The following is a 15,173-nucleotide window of genomic DNA, read 5'->3' as shown; positions in this document are numbered from 1 at the left end:
GAAGAAGGCGTCGAATCCCAGGTCCTCGGTGGCCTTCGCCACGGTGAGCAGGGTGTCGTAGGTCGCCCCCTGCTGGGGCTCGGTGAAGATGCGCAGATCCATGTCCTCCATCCTGCCTGCCGCGCCTCCCGTCAACCGCATCGGTGCCCCGGAGCGCACGGATCCCCGGCCGGGGTGAAATCCCCGGTCCGGCGCGGCGGGCGGCGACCGGGCCAGTGACCCGTCCGGGCGATGATCGTTGGCCCGTCGGAGCCGGACCGCCCGGCCCGTGCCCGGCGGCCGAGCCGTCGGGACGTCACGCGCGTACGGCCCCTTGGCGGGGCCGGGGGCCGAGGAGGCCGTCATGTCCGAGGAAACCGTGGGCCGCGCCGGTCAGCCGAAAGGGCTGCTGCAGCAGATGGAGGAGCTGATGGCGGCGCTGAACGCGGACCTTTCGGCGCTGGATGCGGATCTGCAGTCGACCGGGCCCGTGCGGGTGCCCGTCGAAGAGGGCGAGGCCGGCTGAGGCCCTGATCCGGCCGCAGCGCTCAGCGCTCGGGTAACGCCTCTTCCCGGGCGGCCAGTTTGCGCAGCATCTCCAGCACTCTGTCTCTGGACTCGTCCGCCGCGTCGATCGCCTCCATGCACTGCCAGTACGTGGACTCGTCGCGCGCGGAGCTGGCGACGCCGACGAGGGCGATCCCGACCTCGCCGAGCAGGCCGCTGAGGCAGCGCAGGGCCTGGCGGGCGTCGTCCAGTGCGGTGAGCTGGGCGGCGCGCAGGTCGCCCGGGTCGAGCGGCGGGGTGTCCAGCACACCGCAGCCCCGGCCCGCCAGCTCGGTCAAGCCCAGCGCCTCGCCCCGCAGTTCGGGTGGGCCCGACACGGCCAGGCGGCTGCCGACGGCCTGGGCCAGGGCCTGCGCCTGCCAGACCTCGGCCAGGATCTCCGGGGCACTGCCGCTGCCCACCAGCGCCTGCCTGCCCGCCACAATGAGCCGCACCGCGTCCATGCGACGCCCCCGTCCGTCCCCGCCGTGCTCCTCGCACGTGCTGCCCGAACTTCCGTGTCCACTACCCAGAGTGAGGGTCTGTGGGACGAAAAGCCAGAGGAAGGCGGAAATCTGTGGACAACAAATCGGTTTCGGGCCGTCATTTCCTCACGGAGAGTGAAAACGGAGGGGGTCACTCCTGTGGGGGTCGCGCTCCGGATCCGGGAGCCGGGAAGCGGTGCTCGTTGCGCTCGATCTTCGCGGCGAGCGCGGCGAGCGGGTCGATGTCGAGCACCTCGCACAACTGCAGCAGATAGGCGAGGACATCGGCGACCTCGTCCCTGACCCGGTGCGCTGTGCCCGGGTCCGCCATCACCCGCCCGGACTCCTCCGGCGTCAACCACTGGAAGATCTCGACCAGTTCGGACGCCTCCACGCTGAGCGCGGCGACGAGGTTCTTCGGGGTGTGGTACGGCTGCCAGCCACGCGCGGCGGCGAACTCGGCGAGCCTGTGCCGCAGCGCGGCGAGGTCGGGCGGATCGGTCTCGGCGGTCACGGCTCAGGTGTACCACCTCCGCCCCACCGGCCCCGGACCACCCCGACCCGCCGCCACGCCCCCCGCTGCGGGCCTGGACGCCCGAACGCCCCGCCGAACACACCGCACACGCGAATACACCGCACACGCGAACACACTGCACACACCGCACACACCGCACACACCGCACACACTGCACACACCGAAACCCTGCGGCGACCGTCATGTCCGCCCGCACCGCCGCCGCTCCGGGCCCGCCACCGCTCCGGGCCCGCCGCCGCTCCGGGCAAGCGACCGACCGGTCACCGTTCCAGCCGCACCACCGCGGCCTGCGGCACGCCTGCCGCCCAGTCCGGGTCGCTCGTCGTGAAGGCGCAGCGGAGGTGGCCGGGGGCGGTCGTGCCGGCGGCGAGGTGGAGGAGGGAATGGCGTTGGTGGGGGTCGAGGGAGCGGGTGAAGCCGTCGGCGAGGACGGTGAGGGTGCGCATCGCGTCGGGCACCTCGCCGGGGGTGTCCACGTCCAGGACGCCGGGCCCGGTGAGCAGGACCAGGGCGAGTGCGAGGTAGCGCAGTTCCCCGTCGCCGAGGTGGGCGAGGTCCGTGACCGTGCCGTCGCCGCGGTCCAGGACGGCGCGCACGGTGCCGTCCGGCCGCGCTTCGGCGCGCACGTCGGTGACCGGGCCGGCACACCCGGCCGCCACGGCCTCGACGAGCCGGGCGTGCCGGCGGGCGCACTCGGCGCGGGTGCGCCACAGCACGTCGGCGAGGTTGTCGCAGCCGGCGAGCAGCCGCCCGGACCCGGCGGGCACGGGCGCCCGCATCGACTCGGGCCGCGGATCACAGGCGTAGACCGAGCGCAGCGCGACGACCACCTGCTCGGCGGCGGCGAGCACCCGGCGCTGGCCGTCGGTCCGGCCGGCGACGCGCAGCGGCAGCAGTGCGGTGCCCAGGAGGTCGTCGGGAAGCGGGGCCCGGGTGACGGGGGCGGAGCCGGCGGTGTGCCAGGCGGCCTGGACGGTGCGTCGGCCGGGGTCGCGCAGGGCGGTCTGCAGCAGGGTGAGCCGACCGGCGGTCAGCCGCTCGCCGACGATGCGCAGCTCCGGCTCGGCCTGGACCGAGAGGTCGAGCCGGACCGGTCCCACGGGCCCGTCGACCGTGCAGCCGAGGCGGAAGCCGCGGCGGCGCTGGGCGTCGGGGCGCGCCCGCTCGGGCACACAGCCGGCGGCGTCGGGGAACACCTCGTCGAGCGGGGCGCCGCCGCCGAGCCGGGCCAGGGCTTCGAAGGCGCGCAGGGCACTGGACTTGCCGCTGCCGCTGGGCCCGGCGAGCACGGTGACGGGACCCAGCGGGAAGCGGGCGCCTCGGTGCCGGGCGAACGCGGACAGCCGCAGCTCGGTGACGCGGGGACGCGCGGGGTGGACGTGCCCTTCGCCGGATGGCCGGGCCGCGCCGGGTGACCCGGTCCGGGCCGCGCCGGGTGACCCGGTCCGGTCGAGGGACTGGCCGTGAGCCGACGGCGTCCAGGGCTCGTCGGGTGACCGGCCCTGCTCGGGTGCGCGGGGCTCGCCGGGCGGCTGTTCCTGGGTCAGCCGCTCCTCGGTCGGCTGTTCCTCGGTCGGTGGCCGGCCTTCGAGGGGCGAGGCTCCCTGGGCCGGTACGCGGACGCGGGGCAGTGGGGCGGAGGCACGCGGAACCGTCATATGCGGACGGTAGGAGTCCGCCACCGCGCCGAACCGTTCCCTCTTGCCCGCCGTCCCACGAACGAGCGACCTCGTCGGAACGGCTCGGCCCCTCACACCCCCGGGACGCCGGCGCTCTCCATGATGCCGCTCACCTCGGTGCCGGGCGGGGTCAGCAGGAACACGTTGCGGTCGACCCGGTGCATGCCGCTGGCCAGGCCGAACACCACACCCGTGGAGAAGTCCAGCACGCGCTTGGCGACCTCGGTCTCCGCGCCGGTGAGGTCGAGGAGGACGGGGATGCCGGACATCAGGGTCTCGGCGACCTCCCGCGCGTCGGCGAAGACATTGACCCTGAGGACGACGAAGCGGCGCCGGGTCTCGGTCTCCGCCTCGGGCAGCGAACGGTGGTCCACCGCGGAGGGCCAGGCGTCCCGGCCGCGCAGCGGAACGACCTGGGCGAGCCCTTCCCATTGTTCATCGGTGACGTCGTACCGGTTCACCGGATCCCCCCGAACTGACTCGCGTTCCATGGCTGCACCGGCCAATTCTTACGCCATGTCACCCGTACGGCCCAATAACGACACGGACCGCGACCGGAAACGGGCCGACGGGCGGGCCGGCGGGCCCAGGGCGCCGCGGGTTCAGGGGCGCCCGGTGTGGCCGGCGTTCCGGTCCCAGGCCCGTTCCCGGCGCAGGCGGCGGGTGATCACCAGCAGGTCCACGGCGGTGAGCAGCGCGAGGACCGCGCAGACGACGGTGACGCCGGTCAGCACTCCGCTGCTGGGGCTGTCGCCGGCGTCGGACGCCGCGCTCCAGAAGCCGAACCCGACGGCCGCCGCCGTGAAGACGGGGAAGAAGACCGACGCGAGCAGCAGCCGCAGCCCGAGCGCGCTGCGAGCGGTGATCGGCTCGGTACCGGTGCGCGGCCGACGGCGGACGCTCGGGCGGTCCCGCCGCCGGGAGACGTCCGCACGCGAGCCGTACGGGTGCCGGTCGGTCATGTTCCTCGTCTCCCCTCGGTGGTTGGGGCCGGCCGTCTCCCCTCGGTGGCGGTGGCCCGCTCAGTGGTTGGGGCCGGCCCGGCCGATGCCGGCGAGCGCCGAGCGCGGCTCTTCGGTGAGCGCGAGGTCACCGATGCTGACCACGCCGACGGGGCAGCCCCCGTGCTCGACGACCGGGATGCGCCGCACCGCGTACCGGCTCATCAGCTCCACGGCTCGGTCGGTGGTGTCGTCGGGGCCGAGAGTGACCACCGGCGGCCGGCTGCACACCGAGCCGACCGGGGTGCTGTGCGGGTCGCGGCCCTCGGCGACGGCTCGCACGACGATGTCCCGGTCGGTCAGCACACCGAACAGATCGCAGTCGTAGGCGACGAGGACATCGCCGACGTCGTGTTCGCGCATCAGGCCGGCGGCCCGCTCCACGCTGGTCATCGGCTCCACGGACACGGCGCCGGGTGTCATCACGTCGCGGATCGTCCGGGTCATCGCGCCCCCTCTCCGCCCATCCGGTCGAGACACCACTCCTTGGCCATGGCCACGGCCTCCTCCCACGCGCCGGGTTCCTCGAAGAGACGGTTCGCCCCGGCGATCACCCGGACGCTGTGCGGTGCGCCGAGCGACTGCGCGGCCCGCTGGTTGGTACGCAGCACGCCGTCGTCCCGGTCCCCCGCGATGATCAGCACGGGGACCCTGACCCGGCGCAGGTCGTCACCCGCGAGGTCCGGGCGGCCGGCCCACACCACGGCCGTCCGGACCCGGTCGGGCAGATCGGCCGCCGCCCGCAGCACGGCCGCCGACTCGATGCCCGCCCCGAGCAGTGCGACGGGCAGGCCGCGCAGGTCGGGCTGTGCCGTCAGCCAGTCGACGGCGGCCACGACCCGGCGGCCCAGCAGGCCGACGTCGAAGCGCTGGTCGGCGGTGCGCAGGGTGGTGGCGTCCTCGCGCTCGCTGAGCAGGTCCAGGGAGAGGGTGCCGATGCCGGCCGAGCGCAGTTCGGCGGCGACCGTCCGGCTGCGTGGGTCGAGCCGGGAGCTGTCGAGGCCGTAGGCGCACACCGCCGCCGCCAGGGGCGACTCGGGTACGTCGAGGTCACCGGCGAGCGTCACCACGTCCGCGGGAACCCCCACGGTCTGGGAGATCATTCGGTTCACCTGATTTCCGTGCGGTCGTTGTGGTCATGCGGTCATCACGGTCGTTGTGGTCATGCGGTGGTCGCGGTCGTTGTGGTCATGCGGTGGTCGCGGGTCGGCGACGGCTGCGGGCACCGCGGTCGTGCGCCGTTCAGGGGGGATCGCTGTCCCGCAGTGCCTCCAGTACGTCCTCGTCGGTCAGTTGCTCGAAGTCCCGGTACCACTGGCCGACGGCCATGAAGCCGCTCGGGCGGTAGGAACAGACGATCTCGTCGGCCTCCGGGCGCAGGGCCTCGACGGCCTCCGGGGAGCCCACCGGCACCGCGAGCACCACCCGCTCGGGGTCCTGGTGGCGCACCCAGCGCAGCGCGGCGCGAGCCGTCGCACCGGTGGCCAGTCCGTCGTCGACGACGATCGCGGTACGGCCCCGCAGATCGGGCGCGGGACGGCCCTGCCGGTAGCGTTCCTCCCGGCGGTGCAGCTCGGCCCGTTCCCGTTCCACGGTGCCGGCGACGGAGGCCTCGCTCAGCCCGAGCCGGTCCAGGGTCCGCCCGTCGAACAGCGGGGGGTCCTCCCCGGCGAGCGCGCCGACGCCCAGCTCCTCCTGGAAGGGCGCGCCGATCTTACGGACGACGACCACGTCGAGCGGCGCCCCGAGAAGCCGGGCGACCTCGCGGCCCACGGCGACCCCGCCGCGCGGGAGGGCGAGGACGACGGGGTGTGGCAGCACCCCCTTCTCCTGGAGGATGCGCAGTTGCTCGGCCAGCTCCCGTCCGGCCTCACGCCGGTCACTGAACTGCATACGCGCCACTCGCTCCTTCCGCCTCGGCGGCGCACCACCGCCGGACCGTCGCGGCGACCTGTTCCAGGGCGCCGGGTTCCTCGAAGAGGTGGGTCGCCCCGGGCACCACGTACAGGTGGTGGGGTGCGCGCAACCGTCGCAGCGCCTCCTCGTTGAGGGCGAGGACCTCCGTGTCACGGCCGCCGACGACGAGCAGCACGGGCGCGCGTACGGCGGGCAGGGCGTCGCCGGCCAGGTCGGGCCGGCCGCCGCGGGAGACCACGGTCAGGACGCGGTCGGGGCGGCGTGCGGCGGCGACCAGGGCGGCGGCCGCGCCGGTGCTGGCGCCGAACAGCGCCACCGGCAGGTCACGGGTGGCGGGCTGCGTGGCGAGCCAGTCGATGGCGGCGACGACCCGCCCGCCGAGCAGCGGGATGTCGAACCGGTGCTCGGCGGTCAGCTCGTCGCGGCGGTCCTCCTCCTCGGTGAGGAGGTCGATCAGCAGGGTGCCCAGTGCGGCGGTGCGCAGCTCGGCGGCGACCGCGCGGTTGCGCGGGCTGTGCCGGGAGCTGCCGCTGCCGTGGGCGAAGAGCACCACCGCCCGGGCTCCCGGCGGCACCACCAGGTCCCCCGGGACGCCGGCGCCGTCGACCGGCACGAGGACCGATTCGGAGATGGTCGGCATCGTCCTCTCCCTCCGCGTCTCTCCTCGTTCCTCCGTCCCCCTCGACCTCACGGTCGGGCGGGACTCGGTCGCCTTGCGCCCGGGTACCCGGCGCCGACGCCCGCCAACCAGCCGACCCGCCCGCTCGTCGAACTGCCGCGAGGGGTCCGTCCGAGGGGTCCGCCGGAGGCGTCCCGTCCGAGGCGTCCGCCGGGCGCGGGTCAGCGTCCGTGCGCCCCGTCGTCGGCGGTCCCGGGCTTCAGGGAGCAGCTGTTCAGGAGGGTCGCCGGGGTCGCCCCCGTGGGCAGGCCGACCGTGTGGGACGCGGGGGGCCGGTGCCCGGTGAGCCAGCCTTCCAGGGCGGTGAACGCCGAGCGGTGGCAGGGGGTCAGCGGGCGCAGCCGGTCCGGGAAGAGGTCCACCAGGGCGTCGGTGTGGGTGCCGCCCTCGACACGGTAGTAGCGGTGCAGGGCGCCCCGTCCGGCGGCGCGGACCATGCGGGCGTAGACGTCCGAGTCCTGGCTGATCGGCAGCAGCACGTCCAGGGTGCCGTGCAGGGTGATCAGCGGCTTCCCTATGCGTCCGGTGAGCGCGATCCGGCGCACCGCCGGCCCCACCGCGTCGGCCCGCGCCGCGTAGTCGTAGTCCGCGTCGCAGGCCGGTGTGCCGGACGCGCAGTACGGGGTGCCGGCCTCGGTCGGCCCGTCGTAGCCGGGGTCGAGCTCCTCGCGGTAGATGCGCTGGGTGAGGTCCCAGTAGACCTGGTGGTGGAAGGGCCACAGGAACTCCGACCCGGCCGGGTAGCCGGCCGCGTGCAGGGCGTCGCGGGCCCGCTCGGCGCCCTGGCCACCGGCGGCGAACGCCGGGTAGTGGCGCAGCGCGGCGGGCAGGAAGTGCAGCAGGGTGGGCCCGCCGGTGCGCCACAGGGTGCCCTCCCAGTCGACTCCCCCGTCGTAGAGCTCGGGGTGGTTCTCCAACTGCCAGCGCACCAGGTAGCCGCCGTTGGACAGGCCCGTGACGAGGGTGCGCGCCGGCGGACGTCGGTAGTACTGGGCGACGGTGGCGCGCGCGGCGCGGGTGAGCTGGGTGAACCGGGTGTTCCATTCGGCGATCGCGGCACCCGGCGACGTGCCGTCCCGGTAGAAGGCGAGGCCCGTGTTGCCCTTGTCGGTGGCGGCGTAGGCGTAGCCCCGGGCGAGCACCCAGTCGGCGATGGCCCGGTCGCCCGCGTACTGCTCCCGGTTTCCAGGGGTGCCGGCCACGACCAGGCCGCCGTTCCAGTGGTCCGGCAGCCGGACGACGAACTGGGCGTCGTGGCGCCAGCCGTGGTTGGTGTTGGTGGTGGAGGTGTCGGGGAAGTAGCCGTCGATCTGGACGCCGGGCACTCCGCTGGGCACGGCGAGGTCCCGCGGGGTCAGCCCCGCCCAGTCGGCCGGGTCGGTGTGTCCCGTGGCGACGGTACCGGCCGTGGTCAACTCGTCCAGGCAGGCCACTTCCTGGCGCTCGGCCCCGGGTACGCGCGGCTGCGCGCCCCGGGCGCAGTGACCGGCGGGGCCGGGCGGGGCCGCGGGCCCGCCCGGTCCGTGGGGTGCGCCGGCCGCCGTGGCCGTGCCCGTGAGCGGGGTGGCGGCGAGGGCCGCCAGGGCGAGGACCGTGGCGGAGAGGAAGGCCGCGCGCCGTGAGAAGAGCGCGGCGCTGCCGGGGAGGGCGGGACGTGCGGAGCCAGGGCGGCAGCGGACGGGACGGAGGGAGTCAAGGCGGGAGGGGGCGGAACGGGGAAAGGGGCGCATGGGGCGGCCTCCGTGACGGGGGTGCGGCGACGCCCGGGAGGCTATGGCGGCCACGTACCTCGTCCCATGGGCCGGTGGCCCACTGTCCGGCCTCGGGATGTGGGGTGCCCACCCATCCCTACGGTGTTGTGGCCGGTGCGGGTCGCTCCTGGGTCCGGCTCGCGGCACGGACGATGTTGCGGGCCATGCCGCCGAACACGACCGCGTGGAAGGGTGAGACCCCCCACCAGTACAGGTGGCCCAGCAGTCCGTGCGGGTGGAACAGCGCCCGCTGCCGGTAGCGCACGCCCCCGGGCCCGTCGTCGACCCGCATCTCCAGCCAGGCCAGCCCGGGCAGCCGCATCTCGGCGCGCAGCCGCAGCAGCCGTCCGCGCTCGATCTCCTCCACGCGCCAGAAGTCCAGCGAGTCGCCGACCCGCAGCCGCCGGGCGTCACGGCGTCCCCTGCGCAGCCCCACCCCGCCGACCAGCCGGTCCAGCCAGCCCCGGACGGCCCAGGCCAGCGGGAAGGAGTACCAGCCGTTCTCGCCGCCGATCCCCTCGATGACCCGCCACAGCGCGTCCGGCCGGACCGGCGCCTCCCGTTCGCGCACATCGGTGTAGAGGCTGCCGCCCGCCCAGTCCGGGTCGGTGGGCAGCGGATCGCTGGGCGCGCCGGGCAGGGACGCCGACGACCAGTGGGTGCTGACCTGGGCCTCCCGTACGCGGCGCAGCGCGAGGGCGACGGCCCGGTCGAATCCGATGGGGTGGCCGGGCGGGTTGGGCACGTACCGTTCGATGTCCTGGTTCCGGCACACGACCTCGTGCCGCAGCGACTCGGTGAGCGGGCGGGCGATCGACGCCGGGACCGGGGTCACCAGGCCCACCCAGTGGCTGGACAGTCCGGGGGTCAGCACCGGGATGGGCAGGATGACCCGGCGGGGCAGCCCGGCGACGGCGGCGTACCGCACCATCATCTGGCGGTAGGTCATCACCTCGGGTCCGCCGATGTCGAAGGCGCGGTTCACGTCGGACGGCAGTCCGGCGCAGCCCACCAGGACACGCAGCACGTCGCGGACGGCGATCGGCTGGATCCGGGTGTGCACCCAGCGCGGCGTGACCATCACCGGCAGCCGTTCGGTGAGGTAGCGCAGCATCTCGAAGCTGGCGGAGCCGGAACCGATGATGACGGCGGCGCGCAGTACGGCCGTGGGAACGCCGGAGTCGAGCAGGACGCGGCCGACCTCGGCGCGGGAGCGCAGGTGCGGGGAGAGCCGTTCCTCGGGGACGTCGGCGGGGGTGAGTCCGCCGAGGTAGACGATGCGGCGGACGCCCGCCCGGCGGGCCTGCTCGCCGAAGGTGCGGGCCGCCCGGCGGTCGGTGTCCTCGAAGTCGCGGCCGCTGCCCAGGGCGTGCACGAGGTAGTAGGCCACGTCGACGCCGTCCATCGCCCGGGCCATCGCCTCGGCGTCGGTGACGTCCCCGCGAACGATGTCCACCCGGTCGGCCCAGGGGTGGTCGCGCAGCTTGCCCGGGGTGCGGGCCAGGCAGCGCACCCGGTACCCGGCGGCGAGCAGCTCGGGCACCAGCCGTCCGCCGATGTAGCCGCTGGCGCCGGTCACCAGACAGGTCCGGGCGCCCTCGCCCGGACCGCCGTCCGTCGCGCCACCCGGCGCGTCATCCGGCGTGTGCCCCGTCGCGTCACCCGTGCGCTCGTCCATCGACGATCACCTCCTCCACCTCTGCAGCGATCCCGCATCGTTCGTGCGTCGAAACGTCACGGACGCGGTGTCACGCCGCTGCCACGCCTTCTTCTTCCAGACAGCGGCGCAACCGGTCCAGCCCGCGCCGGGTGTGGCTCTTGACGGTGCCGAGCGGCCAGCCGGTGACACCGGCGATCTGGGTCTGGGTGAGGTCCTGGTAGAAGGCGAGGCACAGCACCCGGCGCTGCGGTTCGCTGAGCCGTTCCAGCGCCCGGGCCACGACGACACGGTCGAGCACGGCCTCCTGGCCGCCGCCCGCGCCCTGCGCCGGGGCCGGGAGCCGGGCGGCCACCGCCATCGCCAGTTCGGCGCGGCGGCCGCGGGCGGCCAGGGCGTCCGCCACCTTGCGCCGGGTGATACCGGCCAGCCAGGCGGGGAAAGCACCCCGCTCGGGCGCGTACCCGGCGCGTCCGCGCCAGGCCGCGATGAACACCTGCTGGGTCACGTCCTCCGCGTCGCCCGGGTCGCCCAGCGCCCGCCGGGCGAGCCCGTGGACGAGCCCGGCCCACTGGTCGTGCAGCGCCGCCCAGTCGTCCGGGTCGCGCCACCCGTCTCGGGCCGGGCGGGCGGGGCGGGGCAGGACGGTGGCATCGCCGGGAGCGGCCGGGAGCCGGTTCATGTCAGCCTCCTCTGCGGAGCCGCGCGGCGGCACACGGCCTCGTGACGCCTGCGCGTTCGATGGCCCGACGGGGACCACCCTGAGGGGGACCGGGTGCCCCGGTCTTGCTTCAGCGTGCGAGCCGGGGGACGATGGCGACAACTCGCATCGATACCGCATCCATTTGGCCACCACCATGTCGCGCCACCCCACGAGGCCGCCGCAGGCGAAGCAGCCCCGCCGGCCCCGTCGACCGCGGCAACCGCAGCAGCCCTGCCGGTCGCGGCGACCCCGACTGCCTCGACACCACCGCGTCCCCCGGCTTGCCCTCGTCCCCCGCCTCCCCCACGTCGCCCGTACGGAGTGCCCATGAACGACGCCGGAGACGACGCGGCCGAAGCGGCCGGTCTGACCACCGGGTCGCTCGCCCGGCGGCTCGGCGTCTCCCCGACCACCCTTCGCTCCTGGGACCGCCGCTACGGGATCGCCCCGGCCGAGCGGGCCCGGGGCCGGCACCGCCGGTGGGCGCCCCAGGACGTCGCCATGGTGGAGGAGATGTGCCGGCTCACGGCGTCGGGCGTCCCACCCGCGGAGGCCGCGCGGGTGGCCCGGCTGCGGTTCACCGGGGCCGGCGCCGCTCCCCCTGCCCCGGCCGAGCCCCCCGCCCCCACGTCGGACCTCGCGGGCCCCGCGGACCTCGCGGCGCCGGTGCGCCCGGGCGGTCCCGGGGGCGGGCTGCCGCTGGGCGACGTGCGCCAGGAGTGCCGGGGTCTGTCCCGTGCCGCCGTACGCCTCGACGCGCCGGAGCTGGAACGCCGTCTGCGGGAGGCCGTGCTGCGGCACGGGCTGACGGTGGCGTGGGAGGAGGTGATGGTGCCGACGCTGCGGGCCGTGGGGCGGCGGTGGGAGTCGTCCGGCGACCGCTACGTGGAGGTCGAGCACCTGCTGTCCTGGCACGTCTCCACCGCCCTGCGCAGCGCGCCGCTGCTGCTGCCCTGCCCCGAACCGCTCACCGGAGCACCGCCCGTCGTCCTGGCCTGCACCCCCGGTGAGCAGCACTCCCTGCCCGTCGAGGCACTGACCGCGGCGCTGGCCGAACGCGGGGTACCGACCCGGACGCTGGGCGCGGCGGTGCCCGCGGAGGCGCTGCTGGCCTGCGTACAGCGCACCGGGCCGGCCGCGGTGGTGCTGTGGGCGCAGGCCCGCTCCACGGCGTCGGCCCCACTGGCCCGGCATGTCGCCGGGCTGGAGTGGGGCGTGGCGGGCGCCCGCGGCCGGCCCCTCGTCCTGCCCGTCGGCCCGGGCTGGGACCGGCGCACGTACGGCGACTTCCCGCGCTGCGCCGGGCTGCGCGACACGGTGGAGACGATCGGCCGACGCTACGAGGACAACGGCTGGGGGCGGCAGGCGCGGGCACGCTGACCGAGGCCGCCGCGGCCCCGTCCTCCGGTCTCTCAGTCCTGTCGGCCGCGGGCTCTGCGGAACCGGTCCAGCCCCTCGGAGAGGTGCACCACCGGGTCGGGGTAGTCGAGGGCGGCCCGGTCGCCGCCGGGCAGCTTCCACGGCTCGTGCACCGCGGGCGCGGCCACGCCCCGCAGCTCGGGCACCCAGCGGTGGACGTAGGCCCCGTCGGGGTCGTACCGCCTGGCCTGGGTGACGGGGTTGAGGACCCGGTTGGGGCGGGAGTCCGTGCCGGTTCCGGCCACCCACTGCCAGTTGAGCTGGTTGTTGGCGACGTCGCCGTCGACCAGCCAGTGCAGGAAGTGGGCGGCGCCGATCCGCCAGTCCACGTAGAGCGTTTTGGCGAGGAAGCTCGCGGTGAGGAGGCGGGCACGGTTGTGCATCCAGCCCTCCTCGCGCAGTTGCCGCATCGCCGCGTCGATCACCGGGTATCCGGTGCGGCCCTCCCGCCAGGCCTCGATGTCGGCGCTCGCGGTGCGCTCCGAGCGCCAGCGGTCGCGCTTGGTGCGGTAGTCGTCGCGGGCGGCGGCGGGGCGGGCGGCCAGCACCTGGCGGTGGAAGTCCCGCCAGGCGACCTGCCGCACGAAGGCCTCCGCACCGGGGGTGTCCTGGCGGCGCGCCCGGTGCACCAGCTCCACGGGGGAGAGCGTGCCGAAGTGCAGGTGCGCGGAGAGCCGGGAGGTGGCGTCGGCGGCCAGGTCGTCGCGGGTGTCGTCGTAGGCGGCCAGACCGCGCCCCCAGTAGGCGGTCACCCGCTTGCGCCCCTCGCTCTCGCCGCCGGCCGGGAGACCGGGCGAGACGCCGGGGACGTCGGCCCGCGCGGGCAGCGGCTCCCCCTTGACGTGCTCGGGCACGCCCACCCGGCGCGGGGCACCGGCGACACCCCGCAGCCGGGTCTGCGCCCAGCGGCGGTAGTACGGCGTGAAGACGGCGAAGTGGTCCGACGAGGCGGGAGTCAGCTCACCGGGCGGGACGGCGACGGTGACCGCGTCGTGGACGAACAGCCGGCGGCCGTCGCCCTCCAGGGCGCGGCGCAGCCGGTCCTCCCGGCGGACGGCGAACCGGCTGTGCGCCGCCGCCATGTGCACCTCGTCGGCGTCCGCCTCGGTCACCGCCCGGCACACCTCCGTCGCCAGGTCCCCGGAGCGGACCACCAGCCGTCCGCCGCGCTCGCGCAAGGAGGCGTCCAGGTCGGCGAGGCAGTCGGCGAGGAACGCGTTGCGGTTGGGCGTGGCGAACCCGGCCGCCGCCACGGCGTCGTCCCGCACGAACAGCGGGACGACCGAGTCGGCCGAGTCGAGGGCGGCACGCAGCGGGGGGTGGTCGTGCACCCGCAGATCGGAGGTGAACAGGACGACCGAGACGGACATGGGCTTCAGCTTCTCTCTCCGGTTGCCTGGCGCTGCCGGTGTGGCTCGCCCTGTCTTCGGGCGGTGCGGCGGATACGGATGCGCCGCGGAGGCCGTGTCCGGCGGGCTCCCGGGCACCCGGGCACCCGGGCACCCGGGCACCAGCAGGGCCGTACGCCCCGTGCGTCATGTCCCCGAGCCCGTCTCGCCCCTCCGCCCATCGCGCGGGCGTGCGGTTCTCCCGGCACCCGGCCGGGTACCCGGCGCGCTCCGGAACGGAGCAGCCGTGAGGCACACCCGGCCGTGGCGCACGTTCGCCGTGCTCACGGTGCGGACCGCGCTGCCCGCGGAGCGGACCGCGAGCCCCGGCTTCGACCCGTACGCGCACAGCCTGCCCCGCCTGGCTCCCGGCGCCGCACTGGCCGGGGCCCGCAGCGCCGCGTACCGGGGCTCACGTACGGGACGCCGTGGCCGCCGGAGCGACCGGAACCGCCGCCTCGGGCGCGGCTCACCGGCGGGCGGGTGAGCGGGGCGCCCGCGCGCAGGCTCCCGGGGGCGGCCGGACGGGCGGTCGGCCCACCCGCTGCCGCGGGTCACTGGCGGGTCACTGGCGGGTCACTTCGCCAGGAAGGCGAGCAGCGCCTTGTTGACCTCCTCCGCGTGGGTCCAGAGCAGGCCGTGCGGGGCGCCCTCGATCTCCACGTAGTCGGCGGACGGGAGGGCCTTGTGGAACAGCCGGCCCGTGCTGTCGATGGGCAGGATGCGGTCGCCGGTGCCGTGCAGGATCAGCGCGGGCACGTCGACGGCCGGGATGTCGTCACGGAAGTCGGTGTACCAGGTCGAGGGCGCGGCAGCCGCAGCGTAGAAGCCGCCGCGCGCGGCGACGTTCCAGCTGTTGCGCACGGCCTCCTCGCTGATCCTGCTGCCGAGGTTCTCGTCCAGGTTGTAGAAGTCCTGGTAGAAGCTGGTGTAGTACGCGTACCGGTCCGCCTTGACGGCTGCGACGATCCCGTCGAAGAACTCCTTGGGCGCGGCCCCGCCCGGGTTGTCGTCGCTCTGCAGCAGGCACGGCTCCAGTGAGGCGAGGAACGCCGCTTTCGCGACCCGTCCGGAGCCGTGGCGGGACACGTACCGGGCGACCTCGCCCGTGCCCATCGAGAAGCCGACGAGCACGGCGTCGCGCAGGTCGAGCCGCTCCATCACGGTGTTCAGGTCGTCCGCGAAGGTGTCGTAGTCGTAGCCGGTGGTCGGCTGGCCGGACTGCCCGAAACCACGGCGGTCGTAGGTGATCACCCGGTACCCGGCGTCGAGCAGCGCGGCGCTCTGGCGCTCCCACGAGTGACCGTCGAGCGGGAAGCCGTGGATGAGCACGACCGGCTGCCCGGACCCGTGGTCCTCGTAGTACAGGTCGATGTCGGTGGAGTTCTCCCGGCCCACTGTGATGAACGGCATGAGCTGATTCCTCGTTTCGGC

General features: G+C 75.2%; 17 protein-coding genes and 1 pseudogene. 3 read left to right on the top strand and 15 right to left on the bottom strand.

The features are described 5' to 3' along the window. Positions 1–102 (bottom strand): annotated as a pseudogene (locus tag ACSLTV_RS28225) (LLM class F420-dependent oxidoreductase); the annotation flags it as partial. Between the two features lie 241 nt (positions 103–343). Between ACSLTV_RS28225 and ACSLTV_RS28220 the strand changes: the two are divergent. Continuing rightward, positions 344–505, top strand: a complete 162-nt coding sequence (locus ACSLTV_RS28220; RefSeq protein ID WP_432137773.1) for a hypothetical protein — start codon at positions 344–346, stop codon at positions 503–505. A 22-nt stretch (positions 506–527) separates the two neighbouring features. Here ACSLTV_RS28220 and ACSLTV_RS28215 read toward each other — a convergent pair whose 3' ends face one another. The 12 genes from ACSLTV_RS28215 to ACSLTV_RS28160 form a co-directional block, all read right to left on the bottom strand. Beyond that, the gene (locus ACSLTV_RS28215; protein WP_432158662.1) at positions 528–989 is read right to left on the bottom strand and encodes a DUF6099 family protein; all 462 of its coding nucleotides are present in this window, start codon (positions 987–989) and stop codon (positions 528–530) included. A 172-nt stretch (positions 990–1,161) separates the two neighbouring features. Beyond that, entirely contained in the window at positions 1,162–1,524 is a 363-nt protein-coding gene (locus ACSLTV_RS28210) for a nucleotide pyrophosphohydrolase (protein WP_432137775.1), read from the bottom strand. Positions 1,525–1,805: 281 nt separating this feature from the next. Next, complete coding sequence (locus ACSLTV_RS28205) at positions 1,806–3,203, bottom strand: AAA family ATPase (RefSeq protein WP_435613106.1); 1,398 nt, start codon at positions 3,201–3,203, stop codon at positions 1,806–1,808. A 92-nt stretch (positions 3,204–3,295) separates the two neighbouring features. Next, the gene (locus ACSLTV_RS28200) at positions 3,296–3,715 is read right to left on the bottom strand and encodes a cell division protein SepF (protein ID WP_432137777.1); all 420 of its coding nucleotides are present in this window, start codon (positions 3,713–3,715) and stop codon (positions 3,296–3,298) included. 111 nt (positions 3,716–3,826) lie between these two features. Then, positions 3,827–4,186, bottom strand: a complete 360-nt coding sequence (locus ACSLTV_RS28195) for a DUF6343 family protein (RefSeq protein WP_432137778.1) — start codon at positions 4,184–4,186, stop codon at positions 3,827–3,829. 60 nt (positions 4,187–4,246) lie between these two features. Next, positions 4,247–4,672 carry a CBS domain-containing protein gene (locus tag ACSLTV_RS28190; protein ID WP_432137779.1) on the bottom strand — a complete coding sequence of 142 codons (426 nt, stop codon included), beginning with the start codon at positions 4,670–4,672 and terminating at the stop codon, positions 4,247–4,249. Beyond that, positions 4,669–5,328, bottom strand: a complete 660-nt coding sequence (locus ACSLTV_RS28185) for a dienelactone hydrolase family protein (RefSeq protein WP_432137780.1) — start codon at positions 5,326–5,328, stop codon at positions 4,669–4,671. The genes ACSLTV_RS28190 and ACSLTV_RS28185 overlap by 4 nt, the downstream gene beginning before the upstream one ends. Before the next feature lie 139 nt (positions 5,329–5,467). After that, the gene (locus ACSLTV_RS28180) at positions 5,468–6,118 is read right to left on the bottom strand and encodes a phosphoribosyltransferase (protein ID WP_432137781.1); all 651 of its coding nucleotides are present in this window, start codon (positions 6,116–6,118) and stop codon (positions 5,468–5,470) included. Continuing rightward, a complete protein-coding gene (locus tag ACSLTV_RS28175; RefSeq protein WP_432137782.1) occupies positions 6,105–6,782 on the bottom strand; it encodes a dienelactone hydrolase family protein in 678 nt (225 codons plus the stop codon). Before ACSLTV_RS28175 ends, ACSLTV_RS28180 begins: the two co-directional genes overlap by 14 nt. Positions 6,783–6,982: 200 nt before the next feature. Next, the gene (locus ACSLTV_RS28170; RefSeq protein WP_432137783.1) at positions 6,983–8,551 is read right to left on the bottom strand and encodes a 3-hydroxybutyrate oligomer hydrolase family protein; all 1,569 of its coding nucleotides are present in this window, start codon (positions 8,549–8,551) and stop codon (positions 6,983–6,985) included. 118 nt (positions 8,552–8,669) lie between these two features. After that, positions 8,670–10,250 (bottom strand): SDR family oxidoreductase, encoded by a 1,581-nt coding sequence (locus tag ACSLTV_RS28165; RefSeq protein WP_435613105.1) that lies wholly within the window; start codon positions 10,248–10,250, stop codon positions 8,670–8,672. Positions 10,251–10,320: 70 nt separating this feature from the next. After that, complete coding sequence (locus tag ACSLTV_RS28160; RefSeq protein WP_432137785.1) at positions 10,321–10,911, bottom strand: sigma-70 family RNA polymerase sigma factor; 591 nt, start codon at positions 10,909–10,911, stop codon at positions 10,321–10,323. Between the two features lie 348 nt (positions 10,912–11,259). On the opposite strand from ACSLTV_RS28160, the gene ACSLTV_RS28155 reads away from it, so the two are divergent. Beyond that, positions 11,260–12,312 carry a MerR family transcriptional regulator gene (locus tag ACSLTV_RS28155; RefSeq protein WP_435613104.1) on the top strand — a complete coding sequence of 351 codons (1,053 nt, stop codon included), beginning with the start codon at positions 11,260–11,262 and terminating at the stop codon, positions 12,310–12,312. 32 nt (positions 12,313–12,344) lie between these two features. On the opposite strand, the gene ACSLTV_RS28150 is transcribed toward ACSLTV_RS28155, so the two are convergent. Beyond that, entirely contained in the window at positions 12,345–13,721 is a 1,377-nt protein-coding gene (locus tag ACSLTV_RS28150; RefSeq protein WP_435613103.1) for a cryptochrome/photolyase family protein, read from the bottom strand. Positions 13,722–13,986: 265 nt separating this feature from the next. Here ACSLTV_RS28150 and ACSLTV_RS28145 point away from each other — a divergent pair, with 265 nt between their 5' ends. Continuing rightward, positions 13,987–14,226, top strand: coding sequence for a hypothetical protein (locus ACSLTV_RS28145; RefSeq protein WP_432158666.1), 240 nt, complete (start codon positions 13,987–13,989; stop codon positions 14,224–14,226). An 89-nt stretch (positions 14,227–14,315) separates the two neighbouring features. Here ACSLTV_RS28145 and ACSLTV_RS28140 read toward each other — a convergent pair whose 3' ends face one another. Next, positions 14,316–15,152: an alpha/beta fold hydrolase gene (locus ACSLTV_RS28140; protein WP_432137789.1), complete on the bottom strand. Its 837-nt coding sequence runs from the start codon at positions 15,150–15,152 to the stop codon at positions 14,316–14,318. Between the last annotated feature and the right edge of the window lie 21 nt (positions 15,153–15,173).

The organism is Streptomyces sp. bgisy159, from assembly GCF_965341775.1.
GTDB lineage: Bacteria > Actinomycetota > Actinomycetes > Streptomycetales > Streptomycetaceae > Streptomyces.
This window is presented reverse-complemented; position numbering and strand designations above follow the sequence as displayed.